Raw genomic sequence first — 20,487 nt, 5'->3', positions numbered from 1 at the left:
AAGATATTAAATATTATCGACGTGGGCGAATAAGCCAATCGTTAACTGGGAGAACAGAATGAGCAAGACACCCGCAAAAGATGCAGTCACGACTGCCACAATTGAAGAACAAACCGCTGCTTTTTTAAAATCTGGCGGGGCCATTGAGTATGTAGGTAAAGGTAAAAGTGGACAAACCGTCCCTACAGGTTCGAAGCAGATTAACCTGAAAAGTCGCTGATGATTTTGATGTCTGGTATCGAAACACCTTACCAATGCATCAACATGACAGCGTGTGCTTCGCTGCGTTTTGGGGTGGTTTTGTCACGGTGCCCCAAAACTCCGCGACACAAACAATGCCTTTAACAGAGGCGTTGACAGTACGCGCCACGCCAAGAGGCGAACACCCGTCCAGTCAGTACCTTTTCAGAGAGACCCTGCGGGTGAACGCGAAAGATATGGCTTCGGGCTGAGCCTGATTCACGGGGTGGGATGGCCGCGTACCAAGCGACATGAGCGCTCGAGGCAACGACGCTGACGAGACCTGGTGCAACCGCCAACGATTGGCGACTACTTTCTATTCTTTGGCATGGCTATTTCGCCGGTCTGATTTTGGCCCTGGTTTCTGGCCTGCGTCCGTCAAAACGTAACTCATCTTTTGGGCGTCCTCGCCTGGTTCTACGACAACCCTTTCAACGGCGCATCCTTCGCAGTGATAGTGAGCTTTCTGCTCGGCGTTGCCGTTTACCTTGGTCGTATTCCGCACCCACCGGGCGCATCCCATGCTCGACACTCTCGATTGTGATCGGGTTTACCCTGTTACTCGGCGGATTACGATTACGGTCGAGGTGTTTGGTGCTGACCATGGCAGGACTCTTCACGGCGCTTTTGGCGTTGGGTGGCCTGGGATAAAGTTTGACGGTGTGAAAATTAACGGGGAGCTGAATCTCGGCGGATTAGCGACTGCGCAGGCGGCATTCTCGCCTCAACGGATGGAAAATAATCGTACAACAGACCGTTAACACACCCGCCAGGCAACATGGCCAACAGACTCAGTTGTCATCGCTCCTTTTTTGGTATAAAGCTGAGAGCATGCGCAGCTTTTCATGGCCTCTGCGCGAATTAAGTATTCAGACCATCCCAGTGCCAGAAGTGGGGTCTATTCATGCAGCCAAAAGACATCGTGGCGCAGTTCATCGCGGATATCCAGGCCCAGTGTCTGGATGAAGCAAAGACCTTGCTGGCGACTGAGGGGTTTGAATATGTGGGGCCGAATATGCGCTTCCTCAGTCGGGACGACATGCTGACCTACCAGTTCGGTATGGTTGCCATTCAGAAAGACCTGATTGTCCGTCAGCTCAGTGCCGACGGGGAGCACGTGTTTGCGATTCTGGATTACCGGACCAACTTCGAACCGATCGGGGATGTGCGGCTTGCGGTCTGGTTTCGTGTCCGAGACGACAAAATCCAGACGGTTGAAGCCTTCTACAACGCGGCCGTGGTTGAAAACATGCTGGGAGGCAACCTGCCGTCAGCCGGCTAAAAAATGGGGAATACCCAATCTTCGATCGGTCCTGGTCAGGTTCCGCCACGAACAGGACGGGTGCGAAACCCGTGACCGCTTCGAACGGATTTTTCTGCTCATCGTTTCTCTGATTAAACCTACAGGCCCACCCATTTAATAAAGCCGCGCCCTCAGCGAGGTAATGTCTCGCCTGTGCGCTCAGCATTGCATGACCTGATTCGAGGGTGAGCATCGCTGAGACCTGACGCAGGTCAATCAGGCGATCGATTGATCCCTAAAGGCTGTGTTGATGCCACTCAGGTGCGGTTAAATGGAGACTGGGTAAGACTGCAGACGTACAAGGAGATCAACGATGAATCGTTTTGGAAAGCTGGTGGTTTGTTCCGTTCTGGCGACGTCTCCGGCCTTGATGATGGCCGACCAAAAAAATACCGAACGTGGCGAATACCGGGATCGGGGAGGGCAGGAATACGGACCGGGTATGATGATGGATGAAGAGCAGGTAGAGCGCATGCATCAAAATATGTCGCAAATGCAGGGCATGATGCAGCAGATGCCCAATGCAGGCTCGAGGGCGGAGCGCCAGCGTTTACTGGATCAGCACATGGAGGCCATGGAAGAACACATGGAACTCATGCACCGCGGCATGATGGGACCGGGCTCTTATGGGTACGGCATGGGTGGCCCAGGCATGATGGACAATGACCGGGGCATGATGGGTGGTCCGCCGGGTGGCAAAGCAGACGATAAACAAAGCCGCAATCCGGGGAAGAGTCGGCCTCAGGGTCGCGATGAAGAGTGGGGTGAGGACCAACGGCTGCGGATGATGGAAAACCGATTGAATGCAATGCAGTTAATGATGGAGCAGATGCTGCAACATCAACGAGAGTGGCAACAACAACAGTAATCGGAAAAACCAGACACGGACCGGCGGAGTTGGCGTTGCCTTCTCCGGCGGTGGGTTTTGGGTGTTATTCTGGCGAGCACAGCGGTCAGCACAGTCTTAAGTGCGGTCTTAATCAAAACCGGTAACTCAAATAGTAAGTCGGGCGCAGGTTGCAATCCACACTTCAAATTCAGCGCGCAGTCTTTGGTTTGTCCTGACATCAGTCTATGATCGGGTTACTGCGGGAAAAACGTTCGCCTCACCTCTTGGTGTTTCACTCCGGATACCAGCCGAGCCTGAAAGGAATTAGCTGTTCCGGCCACCGGGTTATTCAGCGGCGAATTGTTTGACTGCCCCTTCATAGAGTCAACAGGAGCGCCTGATGCCCATCGATCTTCGAAGCGACACGGTAACACGTCCCACTCCGGCCATGCGCGAAGCCATGCATAAGGCGCCGGTGGGCGACGATGTGTTCGGCGATGATCCCAGCATCAACGCTTTTCAGGAGGCGGTTGCGGCCCGCGCCGGGTATCCGGCGGCGTTGTTTTTCCCGACCGGGACCCAGAGCAATCTGGCGGCGCTGATGTCGCACTGTCAGCGCGGTGATGAATTCATTGCCGGACAGAACGCTCATCTCTACAAATACGAAGCGGGTGGCGCAGCGGTGCTCGGAAGCATTCAGCCCCAGCCCATTCAGCATGAGGAAGATGGCACCCTGTCACTGGACAGGATCGCCGCCGCCATCAAACAGGACGACTTTCATTACGCTTGCACCCGCCTGGTTGCGCTGGAGAACACCTTCCACGGTCGGGTGATCCCCCAGAAGTATCTTAATGAGGTGACGGCGTTTGCGGCCGATCGGGGCCTGGCGACCCATCTGGATGGAGCTCGTCTGTTCAATGCGTCGGTTGCCACCGGTCTGCCACTGTCCTCGCTTTGCAACGGGTTTGAGTCGGTCTCACTGTGTTTCTCAAAAGGCCTTGGGGCGCCGGTGGGCTCGGTGTTGGTAGGGAGTGACGAATTCATTGCCACGGCCAAACGCATTCGCAAGATGCTTGGCGGTGGCATGCGTCAGGCGGGTATTCTGGCGGCAGGTTGCCACTATGCTCTGGACCATCACGTGCAGCGGCTTGCAGACGACCATTGTCACGCACGATTGCTGGCCGATGGCCTGAGGGACGGCCTGGCTGAGGTGAAGGGTGCCGAGGTACTGTCCTGCGATACCAACATGGTGTTTGTAAGGTTTCCGGAGCAATATTGTGCTGATTTACAGACACACATGGCTGCGCATGATGTGTTGATGGCGCCGTCTCAAAAAACCAGGCTGGTTACCCACTTGGACGTATCCCGCGAGGATGTCCAAAAAATACTCGACGTGATGGCGGCCTTCTTCAGGGCTTAGCCGTTGCCGGCGTTTTGCGCCGATCCCTTTTGCGCCCATCCCCCGGTTGTCAGGGCCGCTTTCCCACATGTCGGGAACGTTAAAAAGACGGTTGTTCAGGTGGGTGCCCATCGTCCCCTGACGTTTCTTGAGCCGACGCGTCACGAATGGGTGTGTCATCAATAGGCTCCAGCTCCATGATGCGCCAGCGTGCCGCCAGCTTCTGCGCTTCTATTCGCGCAATCAGCGGTGCGAGGGCATCGCCGTCCGCCGCCTCTTTCTGAAGGCTGGTCAATAAGGTCTGTTGCATGCAGTGGTCCTGAAACTCACCCATTAAGGTTTGTCGGTGCCTCAATGCCTTGAGAAACGAGGCAGGCAGGGTGGGGTCCAGGTCACACAGGTATCGAATCCGTTTCAGGCATTTCCTCAGGCGATGAACGTCGTCGTCCGGCGACGTCTCGGTCAATGCGCCTAGTCGGGCATTGTGGTCCGCGATGCGCTCCAACAATGCCTGGCCGCTTAGCGGTCCGCACAATGCTTTCAGTTTGGTGTTGAATTTGGACTTCTGAATCAGGGTTTGCCAGCGATCAAACTGGTCACGGTAGTTCTTGCTGTCGAGGAGGTCGACAAGCCGACGATGGGCTTCCCGATGACGCTGCCGGCACACGGTAATGATATTGGCTCGGACGAGGGCGTCATGATTTTCAGGGTTGTTTTGCCACTCGATCAGTTTGCCCAGGAAAACATCCAGATCCCGTAATTCACTGGTAGCCCGGGCGCAATCCCGCAAGCTCCGGGTGGGCTTTTTCAGGGTGCGATCGTTGGTGAGCCGGTAAAGGGTTTCCAGCACGCCTCGAATCTTGCGAATCGCGATGCGGTATTGATGCAGGAATTCGGGGTCGAAGCCCAGCCGGATGCCTGGCTCCAGTGCCTTCAGACGCTCCAGACTGTGGACCAATGCCCGAGTCATTGCCCGCCACTGGTCGAGGCCACTGTTTTTAACCGGATCGGCCGGCTGCTTCTTCTGAAACTCCCGGTAACTCACCCGGGTGGGGACCATAAGGTTGACGAGTGCCGCCGAATCCGGCACCAGTTCACGCCAGGACCGAATCGGCAACAGCACGTGGATGCAACTGCCGGTTGGCAAGGCATCAATGGGTTGGCGCAGCAGTGTGTTGGCCAGGTCAAGCAACGCCGGGTTGTGTCCGACCAGGGTAATAGACCCTCTGTCTCGTCGTTTACGCAGCCATTTGAATAAGACGTCGCCCTCAAAGGTGTAGAGTTTGGGCTTGAAGATCACCCGGGCCGGCACGCCGTTGTCTCCCTGCAGGTTGATCATGCCATTAATGGTCTGCCGTGCGCGTTCGGCGTCGCTTGAGTAAATTGCTCCGGAAAAAGCACCGGCTTTGGCCAGTGGTCCGGCCATGATGCCCAGCTGACGTTTGCCACGTTTTTTTAACGGGCGATCCCAATCGGAAAGGTGTGAGTCAGACCAACTGGATTTTCCGTGTCGAATCAGAAACAAATGTTTCATCGGTCTGGCATTGGTTGAGTGTTTGTGGCCAATAAAGGCCGCTGAATTGAGGGTACAGGTGCCTCGTATTTGGTGCCGAATCAGTATAACTTCGATTGCAAGGGCTTGAGTAAGTTCCAGCAGTTGTGGTGTCGGTGGCGCAGCTTTTCATCTGTTCTGTGCTCAGAGTTCCTGTCAGAGTCTTCGTCAGAAACGTAACCGCAACTGATCAATCACCAACGATATAGGAGGGCTGTTTATGACGGCCACAGACACTTTGGTTCTTCAGCACTCAGCTGACGGCATCACCACCGTCACTCTTAACCAGCCCGAGCGCCGGAACAGTCTGTCCATGGCGATGCTGGAAGCTTTGTCTCGTGTACTGACCGACATCGCGTCGGACGATCACTCTCGTGTTGTGGTGCTCGCGGCCAGTGGTCCGGTGTTTTGTGCCGGGCATGATTTGAAAGAGATTCGGGGCCAGTTCGATCAACGGGATGCGCAGCATCGTCTGTTTGCACTGTGCAGCAAAGTCATGCAGCAAATTGTCGGGCTGCCCAAGCCGGTGATCGCAAAGGTGAACGGCGTGGCGACGGCTGCAGGCTGTCAGTTGGTTGCCAGCTGTGACCTTGCGGTGGCGTCGGAGCCTTCCCGGTTTGCAACACCCGGGGTCAATATTGGCCTGTTCTGCTCCACGCCCATGGTGGCGGTCTCCCGTAACGTGTCTCCCAAACACGCAATGGAGATGTTGTTAACCGGCAATATGATCGGCGCCGGAAGGGCAGAGCAGATGGGGCTTGTGAATCAGGTCGTGCCCGCAGACGGCCTTGATGAGGCAGTCCATCAACTTGCGGCGACCATTGCCGGCAAATCCAGTCATACCCTCAAAATCGGCAAGGAAGCGTTTTATAAGCAGGCGGAGATGGGGCTGACCGAAGCCTATGACTACACCTCAAGGGTGATGACCGACAATCTTGAGGCATTGGACGGCCAGGAGGGCATCTGTGCTTTTCTGGATAAACGTCAGCCGGAATGGCAAGACCGTTAGGCCGGTTCAGGCACCCGGCGCTTACGCCGGTATGCGGGCGCTGGTGCCGGATTTATGGGCGGCCGGGCACGTTCGGTAGATTCTGGAGCGTTACCTCGGCTTCCGCCAGCCAGTTCAGGTTGGCTTCCGCAGACAGAATTCCCCGCCGCAGGGCCAGGTACTGCAACCGGTAGTGACGGCTCAAAGTCCCCGGGTTTGGGAAGTAAGTCTGCTCAATGACCCGGTAGTACTCCAACTGCGCCAACGACTCCTTTTTTAGCGCCTCCAGCTCATTGTGTAGCACGGCCAGATCCAGCAAATCACCCGCGAACAGTTTTACCAGCAATGGGTCACGGGTAGCAGGGCGGGGCTGAATTTGCCCGAGCCAGTGCTCTAACGCAGAGCGACCGGCGAGGGTGGTGTGATAGCGCTTCTTGTCAGGCTTGTTCGGTTGCTCTATGGCTTCAACCAGCAACAGTTTTTCCTGCTGCAGTTTGGCAAGCTCCCGGTATACCTGCTGGTGGCTCGCGTTCCAGACATTCGCCAACCGCGTCTTGAATCGTTGGGTAAGCTCATACCCGGTTGCCGGCTGTTCGTGCAATGCGCAGAGCAGTGCGTATCGGAGGGCCATAGGATCAGATCACGTAAATGGGAAAGGGAATGCACATTATGCACCTTGTTGCATAATAATGCGCAAGTCAATCGTTATGCAACTATATGCATAATCACCATGATCAGCTGGGAGTGTCTATTGGGTGATTGGCCAACTCGGGTGCCCGGTCGTCGGCGCCCAGACCTTCACCCATCGGCGTTGGCGGGCTTAAGTTGCGACTGGGTTGACTGGAATAACGCTCATTTCCCCGTATTGCGCACTCTTGTGTATAGTAAGTTCTATGAACACATGGACTGGTCTGTCTATGGCCCACTTTGCCATACAGAACTCATGGGACGACCCAATGAATTCCAGAAGCTTTCTGAATACGCTGCTTGTTGTCGGTCTTATTGGCGCCATTCCACAGACATACGCCAAAGGCAAAGTGTTTGCACTGGTGAGTAAGAGCGTGGCAGACCAGAATTTTATTGATGCCTTTGAAGGCTGCCAGAGTGAAGCGGTGCAATACGACGACCGTTGCGTTCATATTGGCCCCAACTTCGGTTCCCATTTTATGGAACAGAACCGGGCCCTTGAGAGCGCCCTCGAAGACCCGTTGGACGGTATCGCCATTTCGGTAACAAAAGGCGACTACCTCGCCCAGAACGCCGTCGCCAAGGCCCGCGCCCGTAACATTCCCATTGTGACCTTTGATTCAGACTTTCCTGCCGGATTAACCCAGATGCGAAGTGGCTATGTCGGACCCGACAACCGCGAGATTGGCCGTCGCATGGGGGCGATGGTGAAAAAGTTGGGGCGGGACCGAGGTGAGTTTTGCCTGATGACCGCAGATGAAAATGACAGCAATCTCAACGAGCGGATTCTGGGCATACGAGAGCAGTTGTCAGGGAGTTCAGAGGTCAGCCTGTCTGCTCGACTGAACGGCCAGAATGGCTGGGTGGAGTCCGATAAGAGCCCCTGGCTCAACGGGGACTCGACCTCGCAAGCACTGGGTCAGGTTGAGGCAACCCTGAACGACGCCAGCATTCAGGTGCTCATGTCCGTCGGCGCATGGCCCATTGCCGATGCCGGCGGATATCAGGACGTCTTACAGCGCACAGACCGGCAGGTTCAAAGCAATGACACGCCCATCATCGTGGCCGCCACCGGTAGCATGCGAGAAGTGGATTACCGGATGCTCAGAAACAAACTTGTTCACGGGCTTATCTCCATCGATTTTAAAGCGATGGGACGCGCGAGCTATCACCAATTGAAACGCTTGAATGAGGGCCGGTCGATTGCCGAATACAAATCCACTTCGATGAATGAGCTGGTGTGGTTCGAGAGCAGCGCGCCGTTTAATGACTGGTAATAGCCATTTGCTTGTCAGCCGATCAGATAACAGGTGAACAATGAAGCCGTTACCCTTGACCAACGTACGGGCAGTGGTCTTGCCCAGGCACAGTGAACCGGTCCCCAATACCAATGTCATGGGCCGCAAAAAAACCGTGATTCATTTCCAAAGCGAATTGAAAGGATGCACCTGCCGCATACGTGGGGCACTGCATCACACGGTTGGTGCATGGCTCCATCGAATTGATGGCCGTGATAACGCCCTCGGAATCGATATAGGCGATGTCCAGCGGAATTAACGTGTTGCGCATCCAAAACGTGTGCGAAGCGGGCCGGGTCTCTTTGTAGATAAACAGCATGCCCTGGTACTCAGGTAACGACTCTCGCCCCATCAGGCCTTGCTGCCGCTGCGCACGGGTGAGGGCACGCTCGATTGAAATCGCGATGGTTGCCTGATCCGTCACCAGGCAGGCCGGAATCAGTCCGGTACCCTCCTTGCCGCTGCCGTGTGCCAGCGTGGTAATCAACAGCCCCAGTAACCCCAGTAGTCTTAACAACCCCAGCAGCTTCAACAAACCCTGCACCAGCAACCCAGGTGCTCGCCATCCATGCGCAATTCGTTTTGTGGCTGGCAGGCTCACGCTTCTGGCACTACCCATCGTCGTGTCGTTTGGAACGTCCGCCAGCCGGCTCATCAGGAACGCAGCCGATAACCGGTTTTGAAAATCCACCAGATGGCCACCATGCAGGCCGCCAGGAAGAACAAGGTCATTCCCACGCTGATGCCTACGTGGACATCGGATACCCCGTAAAACGCCCAGCGGAAGCCGCTGATGAGATAAACGACGGGATTGAACAGGGTGATGGTCTGCCAAATGGCCGGCAGCATATCGATGGAGTAAAACGTACCGCCAAGAAACACCAACGGTGTCACGATCATCAATGGCACAATCTGCAGCTTTTCAAACCCGTCGGCCCAGATGCCAATGATGAACCCGAACAGGCTGAAGGTGACTGATGTGAGCACCAGGAAGGCAAACATCCAGAACGGGTGGAGTATGGTGTAGGGCACAAACAAGCGAGCGGTCACCAGTATGATCAGGCCAAGAATGACCGATTTGGTCGCGGCCGCCCCGACGTAACCGAGCACCACTTCCACGTAGGACACCGGCGCTGATAGCACCTCGTAAATGGTGCCTGAGAATTTTGGCATATAGATACCAAAAGAGGCATTGGAAATGCTCTGCATCAACAACGACAGCATGATCAGGCCGGGAATGATGAAGGCGCCGTAGCTGACCCCATTAATATCGCCCATCCGCGAGCCAATGGCAGAACCGAACACCACAAAGTAGAGGCAGGTTGAGATGACAGGCGACGCAATGCTTTGCATCAGGGTTCGCCACATACGGGCCATTTCGAATTTATAGATTGCCCGGACTCCATGAACGTTCATTGCATACTCCTGCATACTCCAACAAATATAGGTAGTGGCGACCGTCCGTTCGGCAGATTACTCATGAACCAGGCCAACAAATATGTCTTCCAAGGAGCTTTCACGGGTCTGCAAATCCCGGAACTCGATGCCATGATCACCCAACTGGCGAAGCAGACGGGCAACGCCTGCCTGCTCCTGCTGTGCATCAAAGGTATAGGTCAGCTCGTAACCGTCGCCGGAGAGCGACAGGGGCTCTAGCGCCAGGGCACCCGGAATTTGCTCCAGGGGCGCCTGAAGCTGGAGGCGCAGCTCTTTCTTGCCCAGTTTGGCCATCAGTTTGTCGGTGTCTTCGACCAGGATAATTTCACCGGCTCTGATGACACCGATGCGATCGGCCATTTCTTCCGCTTCTTCAATGTAGTGGGTGGTAAGAATAATAGTGACGCCGTTATCCCTGAGGCCTCGCACCATGTTCCACATGTCGCGTCGGAGTTCGACATCGACGCCTGCGGTGGGTTCATCCAAAAACAGAATCTGCGGTTCATGGGACAGAGCCTTGGCAATCATGACTCGTCGTTTCATGCCGCCGGACAACGCCATTATACGATTGTTACGCTTGTCCCAAAGCGACAGGTCACGCAACACCTTTTCGATATGAGCCGGATTGGCTGCCTTGCCAAACAAACCGCGGCTGAAAGTCACCGTGTCCCAGACAGTTTCGAAGGCATCGGTATTCAGTTCCTGGGGAACCAGCCCAATTTTCGAACGCGCCGCGCGGTAGTCTGTAACGATGTCGTGGCCGCCGGCCAGCACGCGCCCCGAACTCATATTGACGATGCCGCAAATGATACTGATTAACGTGGTCTTGCCGGCCCCATTGGGACCCAAAAGCGCAAAAATCTCACCACGCTGAATATCCAGGTTGACCTCTTTGAGGGCATGGAATCCGCCTGAGTATACTTTGCTCACATTCTGTACGGAGATATCTGGCTGCACGGTGTCAGGGCCTTGTAGGTAGTGAGTCATCCTCGAAAAGCGCTGTATTTTCGCAGACCTCCAATACTTTCGGAACCCTCAATTGCACCTATGCCGCGTCACAGTGCCAGCGCCTGCTTTGTGTCCGGGGACAAAGGCATCCATAATGCAGCCCCATTTGAGAGGTCCTGCCATGCTCAGAGCATTCATCGTAGTCGCCGTTATGGTAGCGTTGCTGGCGTTGGCGGTGCTTGGGCCAAAATGGCTCATGTCGTCATCCGGATCGGATCCTGGCACTGTCCCAACCTGTGAACTGCTGACCCAAGGCTGTGAGTGGTCGGGGCCGCAGGGTGAATGGCAGGCCGAGTTGGTCCGGTTGGCAGCCGATGCTGGCGGTGACCGGCTGCAACTGACCATTGAAACCTCCGCCCAACCCGGACGACTGGCGGCCGTGCTCAGGGGTGAGACGATGTATCTGGGAGAGTACCCGGTACCCTTGAGAGCGAGTCGGGGCAACCATCGATGGCAGGCTGTGTTTACCGCTCCGTTTTGCTCGGTGGATGCGAATATGACCTGGCGACTCGATCTGCTCAGCGACGGCGTCCCGGTCACCAGCGTTCCTTATACCCTGGCATTCAACGCCTCGGGCAAGAGATGACAGCGCAGAATTTCAGTGTAAACTCAGCTCAATAATCACACTTTCTTCAAGGAAGACAGCATGCAATACAGCGACAGCGTTCAACAGGTGCTCTTGAGGAAAATAAACAAAGCCGAGCAGGACCTGCTCCAGCTAAAACTGGATTACTGCCGCTTTATTTTTGGTTTGACTCATCGGTCAAAAGTTGAGGTGGAAGGTCAGGTTTATCACGTTCGGTCCGTTAACGTGGACAGCATGGTTCGCAAAGACGACGGTTCGTTTTCGGCGCCGGAGGTGACTGGAGTGCCCGTGGATTCGCCTGTTGGTGCTGAGGCGAGCACCATTGGCAAGCAGTGGATTTTGCTCAATGCGACTCAGCAGGCCAGTGACTGACAATCCGCCGAGTGAGTTAACGACACTAGATAAAAGCGTAGCGAGTGATCGCGCTGTACAGCGAGTATTCCCGAGGTACAAAACGGTTTTCGGACCAGTATTCCGCCCCTTCCAGTCCGTTCCTGAAACAGGCGAGCCGGACACTGCAATTTGCCCACCCGGCAAACATCTGTTGCGCCGCCATCTCACTGATACCCAATTTTCGGGCAACCAGATGAACGGTGGTGTCGGTTAATTCCTCCGAATGTCGGTTCGCCGGCTCAGTCAGCGCGCAGGCCGCGCCATAGAACCAGGCCAGAGCGTAGGCTTTAACCACTTTGGGTGCCGACGCCAGCGTTAAACCATTTTCCCGGGTGTCGCGCGCCTGCAAACTCAGAAGTATATGCAACTGAGTAATCAGGTCGGTGGTATTGCTGGAGGGGGATCGTGCCGCTTGAAGTGAAGTGGGTGAACCCTGGGGTTCGTCAGAAGACCGGAAAGCCATCGGCGAAAAGACATCCTCCCGGGAGAATGTCAGGGGCTGGGTGCGGGTGAGGGTGAGGGTTAATATCCGGATAGCGAGCAGGCAGAGCAAACCGGCCAAGACAATTTCTAGGGTAACGACGACGCTGGTAATCATATCGGTCCTGAGCAATCACGGATGCGGAAAATAAGTCGAATGTAACGGTATGTTACCAAGTCTCGGATCAATGGGCGTGCAAACTTGCTTAAACGGGCCCGCTTGTGTGCGGGATTGTGACGAGTTCGGCACTTCCGCAGGCGGACTCGCCTGAGAACGCCGGGACAGTGCAAAAATAGTTCTGGAGAGCGTTCGGAGGTAGTTCTGGAGAAAGTGCGCAGATAGCCTGGAGAAACCAGAAAGAGCCGGATTAACAGGTCGGCATGGTTTTCAGGGCGAGGCGACCCCGAATGAAGCGTGACAGGGCATCGATGCCAATATTCAACAACGCAGTGATCAGGATCAGCACCATCGCGCGGTCAAAGCGGATGTTCTGTATTGCGCTGTCGATATAGAAGCCCAGGGTTGCCACCCCCAGAATACCCAGTATGGCGGTCTCTCGCATGATGATTTCCCAGCGATAGAATAAGAACGCCAGGAATGACCGATATACCCGAGGTATCAGTTCGAAGGTATATCGATTCAAACCGACCGAGGCATCGGACCTGAGGCGGATCATGCTGGTCTGGCGCCCGATGAGGTGACCGATGATGCCACCGTTGTGCAATGCCAGTGCTACCACCGCCGGCAGCATCGAGGGCCCCCAGAGCTGGAGCAGGATATAGGCCAGAATATACTCAGGAGTGGAGCGCACGACCACCAGAAACACGTGACCGGATACCCGCCGGACTGGCCCGCCAAAGTGGCTGGAAATCAACGGAAATGCGAGCAAGGCCAGAAGACCCGTAAAGACCAGGGCGATCTGGGTCAGGACAACCGTGTTCCAGAGGCCTGGCAGTGCTTCATTGAACATTAGATCGCTGAACCACAGACCGAGCTCCGCCCAGCTTTCATCGTTGCGAATGGGTGCCGGCACAATGTCCTGGGTGAAAAACCGGGTCACATTACCCCAGACAATCGGTAAGCCTTCGCCGAGGAAAAACGGTGCCCCGATAATATAGACCGGTAGCAGTTTGGGTTTCACCCACCAGGGAATGGTGGCTATCAGCACATAGAACAGAATCAGCAGGGCACCGGCTTCCGAATACAGCCCTTGTGAAAAAGACGCCTCCAGGTAAAAGCCAATGGTCGGCAGCCCGACAAATCCGAGGATGGCACTGGACCGCATACCACATTCAAGCCGATAGGATGTGTAGGTCCGGATTCGGTCCCATACGTCCGGCACCCTCGCGTACAGGAAAGCGGAAATGACACCGGTACCGGGGGGTAAGAGGCGCAGCGGCTCCTGGTCGGCTTCGTCAAGAATCTCGGAGTAGACTTTGGCAAAAATGCCGGCGTAGGGGATGGCAATCGCCAGCACACCGGTTAATGGATGAAAGCCAAAGAATTGCAGGAAGATCAGTGCCCAGAACAATTCGTGTATGGCCCTAATGAAGGCTGAGAACATTCTCACTACCCGCCAACGGTAGACCAACGCCAGCAAGAACCCGGCAACACTGCCCAGCGTGACGCCGGTGAAAGCAAACGCAACCGTACGGAGAATGGCCGTTGCCAAACCTTCCGTGGAAAAGAAGTCTGGCGTTACAACACCCAGGAAAAAGCGGCCCAGATCCCGCCAGGGGTTCACGGTGGTAATCGCGATGTCGGCAAACACCAGCCCGACGCAAGCGATGGCTAAAAAGAGAAAGGACGCTCGAACCGTGGGATAGGAGAACATGGGAGGCTCAGTACAACGGCAGAATGTCGGCTTCACTGAGCCGGGCACTTGGCTCATCCAAAGCAATTCGACCGTCTTGTATGCCGATGATGCGATGGCTGTAACGCAACGCCAGCTCAATGTCGTGCAAGGCAACAATGCTGGTTTGGTAGGATTCTTGCAACAACGCCATCACGGTATGTGCCATGGGGCCATCCAACGCGGAGACGGGCTCATCGGCCAGTAACATCCCAGAGTTGCGATAAAGCGCCCGGGCTATTGCCACACGCTGTCGCTGCCCCCCGGACAGACTGGCCACCGGCGCCCATTGTTTCTCGTTGATACCGAGCTGTTCAAGCAATGGCATGATTTCCCTGCGCTCCCGCTGAAATGGCCGCACCAACGTACAAACGTTGTACCACGTAGGATGCCGGTTCAACTGCGCCATATAAACGTTGTGAAAAACGGGCAGGGCATGCACGAGGCCAAGGTCCTGAGGTATTAATGTGGCGCCACCGTTGGACTGCTGATAGATCAGGCGCATGAGTGTGGACTTTCCGGCGCCACTCTTGCCGACCAAGGCCACTTGCTCACCAGGGGTTACAGCAAAGGAGAGCGGGCCCAAGACCCGCTCTCCGCCAAACGATGCTGTGATCTCCGACAGCTCAATTCCGGTCATTAATCAAGAATTCCAATTTGCTCGGCAACCTTGCGAATCGGTTCATAGTCGTCGTTTGAGGCTGGAATAAACGATGTGCGAGGGAAACTCTCAAGCAAAGCCTTGTCGTCCAGGCTCAACAGCGCTTCGCGAACCTTGGCTTTAAAGCCATCGCCAAATTTCTCATCGACATCTCCGCGAATGGTCCATTGATAGTCTGGGTAGGTCGGTGTCTTCCAGATGACTTGCACGTCGTCGGCGTTAATGCTGCCGTCTTCCAGTTCCTTCTCCCAAACCTGAAAGTTCAGAGCGCCAACGCCATAGGTACCGGCCTCGACCAAACGCAACGTCCGTGTGTGATTACCACTGTAGCCAACGCGGGAGAAGACTTCGTCCGGTGCTGCACCGAAGGTTTCGCGAATGTAGAACTCGGGCATCAGGCGTCCTGATGTAGACCCTTTGGAGCCGAACGTAAACGTTTCACCCTTTACGTCGGGGTTTAGCTCATCCATTGGCTCCAGGCCGGTGCTCTTGTGCGCGATAAAGTAGGTCCGAAAGGCTGCATCCTCCTCGCCCTGCGCAATGGCTTCAGAGCCGGGCACCAGACGTCGGGCCTGAACACCGGATAAACCGCCAAACCAGGCCAGTTGCACCTGATTGTTGCGGAAGGCCGACACGGCGGCGGCGTAGGATTTAACGGGGATGTAGCGAACGTCCACATTGAGTTCTTCGGACAGATAATCGGCTACACCCTGGAAGCGTTCCACCAACTTGGTTTCATCTTCGTCCGGGATTGCAGTGAAGACAAAGGTTTCTGCCAGCACGGGTGTCGTAGAGATGACAATACCGGCCAGTGCCAGCACGGTGTTCTTGATCAAATGATTCATCATGGATGATTCCCTGCATCTGTTGAGATTAATTTGTAGCGACTGTTATCGACTTTTGGTGTGTACCATGCAGCGCAAGTCAGGATACTCTGAATCCGCTTCGGGATGAACATCAGTACGCCGGTTACGACCGTTTGGCTCTGGTTTTTGGCGATTCTTCCAAACTTTTTTATTGCCTGGTCGTAAACAGTTCACCATCCGACTGTTTGCGGATAGGGTAGGCTTAAAGCAAAGCAGCACGACTGTGGGGATCTTACTGCGCAATGCATATTCTGATTGTTACACCGGCCGCCAGGGGCTCGAAAGCGGGTAATCGCGCCACTGCAGAGCGCTGGTGCGCCTTGTTAGTGTCGGCGGGGCATCAGGTCGACATTCTGACGGACTATCAGGGTGAAGACGCCGACCTGATGATTGCACTTCATGCCTGGCGCAGCCACGCAGCTGTGACGCGTTTTCGAGAGGCGTATCCCGCCAAGCCGCTCATTGTCGTGATGACGGGCACCGACATTTACCAATTTCAGTATCGTGATCCGGAAACGACGTATCATTCCATGGCGCTGGCCGATGTTCTGATCGGGCTACACCGAAAAGTAGCGGATGACCTTCCGGAGTGTTTTCACGCTAAGCTTCGGCTGGTTCTGCAATCCGCAGACCCACAGCAGCGCCCGGTGTCAGAGTTGTCGTCTGAAGACTTTGGCGTGTGTGTGATCGGGCATCTGCGTGATGAAAAAGATTCTCTCAGAGCCGCCATGGCCTCGCGGCTGTTGCCGGCTGAGTCACGCATTCGTGTATGGCAGGCGGGCAAACCGCACACCGAGCAGTGGGAGCGGATGGCCACTGAAGAGTCCCGGCATAACCCCAGGTTTCAGTGGCTGCGGGAGATCGACAAAAAAGGGGTACAACAGTTGATGGCCCGTTCGCGCCTCATGGTGATCAGCTCTGTTATGGAAGGAGGGGCGAATGTTGTGTCGGAAGCGTGTCGGTCCGGCTTGCCAGTGATTGCCTCAGACATTCCGGGCAACCGTGGCCTGCTCGGTGATGAATACCCGGGCTATTACCCGGTCAGCGATGAGCAAGCCTTGGCTGCGCTGTTGTTAAAGGCTGAACGGGATTCAAGCTTCCTTACCCACCTTACCGAATTGGTCGAACAGCGGGCCGGTGACTTTACACCGGCCGCTGAACAAGCCGCACTGCTGCAGGCGCTCGACGCCGCCAGAGCTACGCCTTCAGCACGATAGGCTCGATAGCATCGCCCTGGGGCACCACCCGTCCAATGATGGCGGTATGAGGGTAGCCGATGGCCTTTAGCTCAGCCACGCAGGCGTCGGCTTTGTCTGCTGATACGCTGGCCAGCAAACCGCCAGCCGTTTGAGGATCAAAAATCAGCGGATAGCGTGGGTTTTTCAGCCACTCGCCCTGATTGCGAATCCCCCTACGGAGACGAATGTTGGCCGGTTGCAGTGAACTCAGAATGCCCGCAGCGGCAGTTTCTTCGGCGCCTGGCAGTATGGGGATAGACCCCAGATCGAGTTCTGCATCCACACCCGACGGTCGTGTCATCTCCACCAGGTGGCCCAGCAGCCCAAACCCGGTAACGTCGGTGCAGGCTTCGGCACCGTATCGCCTGAGGCAACGGGCGCCATCCATGTTAGACAGCATCATCGACGTCAGTGCGCTGTCGATCCAGCGGCCCCGTGCCGCCAACTTGGCATGGGCCGCAAACAGAGTGCCCGTACCAATGGGTTTGGTCAGGATCAACACATCGCCCGCTTTCAGGCCACCTTTGCTCATCACGTGCGCCGGATCGATCAGGCCATTAACGGCAAAGCCCAGGGCCAGTTCACGACCTTCGCCAGTGTGACCGCCAACCAAGGCGCAGCCGGCCTCATTGAGCACCTCAACCGCGCCCGACATCATCTGGAAGACAATGTCCTCCACTTTGGACTCGATACCGTATGGCACGGTTGCCACTGCCGTTGCACTTTGTGCCTCAGCCCCCATGGCAAACACATCACCCAGGCTGTGGTTGGCGGCAACCCGTCCGAAGACGTAAGGATCATCTATAAAGGCCCGGAAAAAATCGACCGTGTGAACCACCGCTTTGCCCGGCGGCACGGTTAACACCGCTGCGTCATCCGGGGCGTGTAAACCGACCAGAATGTCGTCGCGCTCAATCGGTCGCAATTCACTCAGCGCCCGCGACAGCACGGTGCTCCCGACCTTGGCGCCACAGCCACCGCAGCGCATGGCGACGGCTGAAATGGCCTGGGAGGCTTCTTCCTGGTTCTGTGCGGCGGAGGTATCGGGCAAATCGCTGGTGTCGGGCATCGCCGGCAGGTCGTTAAACTTCGCCATGAACCGATGATCGATCCAGTTTTTCCATTGCCACACCAGCTTGCCAGCCAGCACGCTGTCGCCCCGCGAAGCAATGGCGTATTTATCGCCCGTACTGATCAGCGCCAGCCACTTTTTCTGCGGTTTGAACGGACGGGGCTTGCGCCCAATGGCAGCCAGGCGCAGGTTATCGGCTAGTGGCCGGCCCTGACGAACAGCAAACACGCCTGCCTTTTCCCGCGGGTAATTGATCACATTGGCGATATCGCCTGCAACAAATATGTATTCGTCGGTCTCGGACTGCAGCGTGTCGAGGGTGCGGATAAAGCCACCTTCGTCCAGAGCCAGGCCGGTGTCGTTCAGCCACTCGGGGCCGCCGGCCCGGGTAACCCACAACACTTCGTCGACCGCGAGACTCTCACCCGATTCCGTCACCAGGCGATTGGCGTCCACCTGGGTTACCGGTGACCCTAAATGAACGTGGACGCTACGGTCTTTCAGGCACTTTTCGAAACGGGTCCGGACGCTCGCATTATGAGTTGGTAGCAAGGTCGGTGAAGCGTCAAAGAGGTGAAACGATAATTGATTGGGATCGCCGCCCCGGGCCTTTAACTCGCGCTGCAGCCGATATTGCATGGCGAGGGTCAGCTCAACACCCCCCGCACCCGCACCCACTACAGCGACGTTCATAGGACCCTGATGATTTTCCAGACGGGTAAGAAGGGTCAGCCAACGGGCATTGAACCCGTTAATCGGTTTGACTGGAACGGCATGCGCCTCCGCCCCGGGTACGTCGCCCACTCTCGGCGCTGAACCGATGTTAATCGATAACAGGTCGTAAGGCACAGGCGGTCGGTTCCGACACGTCACGCGGCGATTTGCCCGGTCAATCCCAATCGCTTCATCACGATAAAAGCGCGCGCCGGCAAACTCCGCGAGACGACTCAGATCAATGTGGACTTCATCGTAGCTGTAATGCCCTGCCACATAGCCGGGCAGCATGCCGGAGTAGGGCGTATGGGTGTCGCGGCAAATCAGGGTCAGCCGGACACCCGGGACAGGGTTCATTGCGAAGCGTTTTAGAACACCTACATGGCTGTGTCCACCCCCGATCAGAACAATATCACGTAGAACAGGTTGTTCGGTCGTTCGCATTACAGCAGTTTCTTGGCTTCGGCGGACCAGGTTTCAAAGCCTTTCATTTTTACAAAGGCCTGGAGCGTTTCTTGTTCTGCCGCGTTTGGATTCGCAATCTGCTCAATGGAGGTAATGCCCAACTCCTTCATCTTTTTGGCCGTGGCTGGACCAACCCCTTTAACCAGCGTTAAATCAGATTTATTAAGTGGCTTTGCCGCCACCTTAGGGGCTGCCGCCTTGGGTTTTGCAGGGGCTTTTTTCGTCGGGGCAGGTTTGTTCGCGACAGGCTTTTTCGCTGCAGGGGTGGCCTTGGCCGCCACTTTCGTCGCCGCGCTTTTGGCATTAGGCACTGTTTTCTTGGCAACAGCCGGCTTTTTGGACGCCGCCGGAGCCTTCTTCTGAGCCTTGCTGGCTGTCTTGGCCGCCTTGGACTGAGCCGCGTCCGCAGCCTTTTTCATTTCTTTTTTTGCCTCTTTGCTGCTTAGGCCTACGCGCTCCAATACTGAATTCTGAAGCTCGTGAAACTCCTTAAGCCGACGTTCCAGTTCTTCGTTGAAGCGTTTCATTTCACGCTCACGAAGCTGGTCAATCTCGCTGATCAGCTTTCGGATGGGTTCCTGAATCTGGCTTTGCAGCGAATCAAACTGCTTTAACGCATCCCCGATCAGACCTTCAATCTGTGAAGACGTCTTATCAAACTCTTTGTTTACTTTTTTTACAATTTTATCGACGCTTGGCTTCTCTTTCTTAGCCATAGTGCATTCTCCCTAATTCCAGCATTGATAGATGGACTGACTCGATTGGTTACCGCTTTTTTGTTTTAGGTGAGTTTGGGGCTCACGTAAACCTGCACCGTTGTGGTGATTGGTACATACTTTTTATGATTTTGGATGAGTTTGTCACCAAATCGATGAGGCAACCTGTAACAGTCTCAGGCCATTTGCCCGAGACTGTTGGGCGGGCCGGAGCGCCGAGAACGCAGGGATTGTTTTTTTCTCAGTACGTCCCGGATGCGTTTAAGCTTGTCCGCTATCGACGAATGAATCCGCGAATCATCACTCATAAAATCAATGGAGTAGAAGTAATTGCTGCAGTGTTTTCTACGTTCCGTAATCAATACGGTCAGCCCTTCCGCCTCAATATTCTCAAACGGCATGCGCATGACGAGATCAAGCAGAAGTGTGTCACCGGGATTGAATATTTTATCGGTCTTTAACACACAGCCGTATTCATCGAGATCATACAGACCCGCTTCTATCCGTTCTTTGCGGAACAGGCCCCGTTTGACATAAAAACGCGCTGTCAGGTCGGGCAGAGCTTCAATGTGTTCTGTGGGTCGCAGCATAGTCCATTCGCTTGGAACGGGCAGTCGGCATTGTAATCCGCTGCCCTTCCTTTCAGGGGTGTACGTTAATGGTTAAACAATAGCCAGAGCTTGAACATTTAGCAATATTCTC

21 protein-coding genes are annotated in these 20,487 nt (G+C 55.4%); 9 read left to right on the top strand and 12 right to left on the bottom strand.

Annotated elements, in window-relative coordinates; genetic code table 11:
* Nucleotides 1-58 precede the first annotated feature (58 nt).
* From GRX64_RS03805 to ltaE, 4 genes are all read left to right on the top strand, one after another.
* On the top strand, nucleotides 59-220 hold the full coding sequence (locus GRX64_RS03805) for a hypothetical protein (RefSeq protein ID WP_166263863.1): 162 nt from the start codon (nucleotides 59-61) through the stop codon (nucleotides 218-220).
* 924 nt (nucleotides 221-1,144) lie between these two features.
* Entirely contained in the window at nucleotides 1,145-1,522 is a 378-nt protein-coding gene (locus GRX64_RS03800) for a nuclear transport factor 2 family protein (protein WP_166263862.1), read from the top strand.
* Nucleotides 1,523-1,856: 334 nt separating this feature from the next.
* Entirely contained in the window at nucleotides 1,857-2,411 is a 555-nt protein-coding gene (locus GRX64_RS03795) for a hypothetical protein (RefSeq protein ID WP_235937511.1), read from the top strand.
* Between the two features lie 361 nt (nucleotides 2,412-2,772).
* On the top strand, nucleotides 2,773-3,792 hold the full coding sequence (gene ltaE, locus GRX64_RS03790; RefSeq protein WP_166263861.1) for a low-specificity L-threonine aldolase: 1,020 nt from the start codon (nucleotides 2,773-2,775) through the stop codon (nucleotides 3,790-3,792).
* 79 nt (nucleotides 3,793-3,871) lie between these two features.
* Here ltaE and GRX64_RS03785 read toward each other — a convergent pair whose 3' ends face one another.
* Nucleotides 3,872-5,305 carry a CHAD domain-containing protein gene (locus GRX64_RS03785; RefSeq protein WP_166263860.1) on the bottom strand — a complete coding sequence of 478 codons (1,434 nt, stop codon included), beginning with the start codon at nucleotides 5,303-5,305 and terminating at the stop codon, nucleotides 3,872-3,874.
* A gap of 238 nt (nucleotides 5,306-5,543) precedes the next feature.
* Between GRX64_RS03785 and GRX64_RS03780 the strand changes: the two genes are divergently transcribed.
* The gene (locus GRX64_RS03780) at nucleotides 5,544-6,332 is read left to right on the top strand and encodes an enoyl-CoA hydratase (protein WP_166263859.1); all 789 of its coding nucleotides are present in this window, start codon (nucleotides 5,544-5,546) and stop codon (nucleotides 6,330-6,332) included.
* 52 nt (nucleotides 6,333-6,384) lie between these two features.
* Here GRX64_RS03780 and GRX64_RS03775 read toward each other — a convergent pair whose 3' ends face one another.
* A complete protein-coding gene (locus GRX64_RS03775) occupies nucleotides 6,385-6,942 on the bottom strand; it encodes a PadR family transcriptional regulator (protein ID WP_166263858.1) in 558 nt (185 codons plus the stop codon).
* Nucleotides 6,943-7,267: 325 nt separating this feature from the next.
* Between GRX64_RS03775 and GRX64_RS03770 the strand changes: the two genes are divergently transcribed.
* Nucleotides 7,268-8,275 (top strand): substrate-binding domain-containing protein, encoded by a 1,008-nt coding sequence (locus GRX64_RS03770; RefSeq protein WP_166263857.1) that lies wholly within the window; start codon nucleotides 7,268-7,270, stop codon nucleotides 8,273-8,275.
* A 49-nt stretch (nucleotides 8,276-8,324) separates the two neighbouring features.
* On the opposite strand, the gene GRX64_RS03765 is transcribed toward GRX64_RS03770, so the two are convergent.
* From GRX64_RS03765 to GRX64_RS03755, 3 genes are read right to left on the bottom strand one after another with little or no spacing between them, the layout of a single operon-like run.
* Nucleotides 8,325-8,987, bottom strand: coding sequence for a DUF192 domain-containing protein (locus GRX64_RS03765; RefSeq protein ID WP_166263856.1), 663 nt, complete (start codon nucleotides 8,985-8,987; stop codon nucleotides 8,325-8,327).
* Nucleotides 8,951-9,712 carry an ABC transporter permease gene (locus tag GRX64_RS03760; protein WP_166263855.1) on the bottom strand — a complete coding sequence of 254 codons (762 nt, stop codon included), beginning with the start codon at nucleotides 9,710-9,712 and terminating at the stop codon, nucleotides 8,951-8,953. The genes GRX64_RS03765 and GRX64_RS03760 overlap by 37 nt, the downstream gene beginning before the upstream one ends.
* A gap of 57 nt (nucleotides 9,713-9,769) precedes the next feature.
* The gene (locus GRX64_RS03755) at nucleotides 9,770-10,690 is read right to left on the bottom strand and encodes an ABC transporter ATP-binding protein (protein ID WP_166263875.1); all 921 of its coding nucleotides are present in this window, start codon (nucleotides 10,688-10,690) and stop codon (nucleotides 9,770-9,772) included.
* 172 nt (nucleotides 10,691-10,862) lie between these two features.
* Here GRX64_RS03755 and GRX64_RS03750 point away from each other — a divergent pair, with 172 nt between their 5' ends.
* Together GRX64_RS03750 and GRX64_RS03745 are read left to right on the top strand one after the other, a co-directional pair.
* Nucleotides 10,863-11,327, top strand: a complete 465-nt coding sequence (locus tag GRX64_RS03750) for a hypothetical protein (protein ID WP_166263854.1) — start codon at nucleotides 10,863-10,865, stop codon at nucleotides 11,325-11,327.
* Nucleotides 11,328-11,387: 60 nt separating this feature from the next.
* A complete protein-coding gene (locus GRX64_RS03745; RefSeq protein WP_166263853.1) occupies nucleotides 11,388-11,699 on the top strand; it encodes a hypothetical protein in 312 nt (103 codons plus the stop codon).
* Nucleotides 11,700-11,724: 25 nt separating this feature from the next.
* Here the strand turns inward: GRX64_RS03745 and GRX64_RS03740 are convergent, their stop codons facing one another.
* The 4 genes from GRX64_RS03740 to GRX64_RS03725 form a co-directional block, all read right to left on the bottom strand.
* On the bottom strand, nucleotides 11,725-12,318 hold the full coding sequence (locus GRX64_RS03740) for a hypothetical protein (protein ID WP_166263852.1): 594 nt from the start codon (nucleotides 12,316-12,318) through the stop codon (nucleotides 11,725-11,727).
* Nucleotides 12,319-12,568: 250 nt separating this feature from the next.
* The gene (locus tag GRX64_RS03735; RefSeq protein WP_166263851.1) at nucleotides 12,569-14,035 is read right to left on the bottom strand and encodes a PhnE/PtxC family ABC transporter permease; all 1,467 of its coding nucleotides are present in this window, start codon (nucleotides 14,033-14,035) and stop codon (nucleotides 12,569-12,571) included.
* A 7-nt stretch (nucleotides 14,036-14,042) separates the two neighbouring features.
* A complete protein-coding gene (locus GRX64_RS03730) occupies nucleotides 14,043-14,693 on the bottom strand; it encodes an ATP-binding cassette domain-containing protein (protein WP_166263850.1) in 651 nt (216 codons plus the stop codon).
* Nucleotides 14,693-15,562 (bottom strand): putative selenate ABC transporter substrate-binding protein, encoded by an 870-nt coding sequence (locus tag GRX64_RS03725; RefSeq protein ID WP_235937510.1) that lies wholly within the window; start codon nucleotides 15,560-15,562, stop codon nucleotides 14,693-14,695. The genes GRX64_RS03730 and GRX64_RS03725 overlap by 1 nt, the downstream gene beginning before the upstream one ends.
* A gap of 260 nt (nucleotides 15,563-15,822) precedes the next feature.
* Here GRX64_RS03725 and senB point away from each other — a divergent pair, with 260 nt between their 5' ends.
* Nucleotides 15,823-16,797, top strand: a complete 975-nt coding sequence (gene senB, locus GRX64_RS03720) for a selenoneine biosynthesis selenosugar synthase SenB (protein WP_166263849.1) — start codon at nucleotides 15,823-15,825, stop codon at nucleotides 16,795-16,797.
* Here the strand turns inward: senB and selD are convergent.
* The 3 genes from selD to GRX64_RS03705 form a co-directional block, all read right to left on the bottom strand.
* Nucleotides 16,778-19,048: a selenide, water dikinase SelD gene (gene selD, locus GRX64_RS03715; RefSeq protein WP_166263848.1), complete on the bottom strand. Its 2,271-nt coding sequence runs from the start codon at nucleotides 19,046-19,048 to the stop codon at nucleotides 16,778-16,780. The two genes, senB and selD, sit on opposite strands and share 20 nt — an antisense overlap.
* Nucleotides 19,048-19,785, bottom strand: coding sequence for a helix-hairpin-helix domain-containing protein (locus GRX64_RS03710; RefSeq protein WP_166263847.1), 738 nt, complete (start codon nucleotides 19,783-19,785; stop codon nucleotides 19,048-19,050). Before GRX64_RS03710 ends, selD begins: the two co-directional genes overlap by 1 nt.
* Before the next feature lie 176 nt (nucleotides 19,786-19,961).
* Nucleotides 19,962-20,375, bottom strand: a complete 414-nt coding sequence (locus GRX64_RS03705; RefSeq protein WP_166263846.1) for a hypothetical protein — start codon at nucleotides 20,373-20,375, stop codon at nucleotides 19,962-19,964.
* Nucleotides 20,376-20,487: the final 112 nt, after the last annotated feature.

The sequence above is a fragment of the Marinobacter caseinilyticus genome (assembly GCF_011074955.1).
Taxonomy (GTDB): domain Bacteria; phylum Pseudomonadota; class Gammaproteobacteria; order Pseudomonadales; family Oleiphilaceae; genus Marinobacter; species Marinobacter caseinilyticus.
The sequence above is the reverse complement of the archived record's forward strand: the minus strand, read 5'-3'. Positions and strand labels throughout refer to the sequence as shown.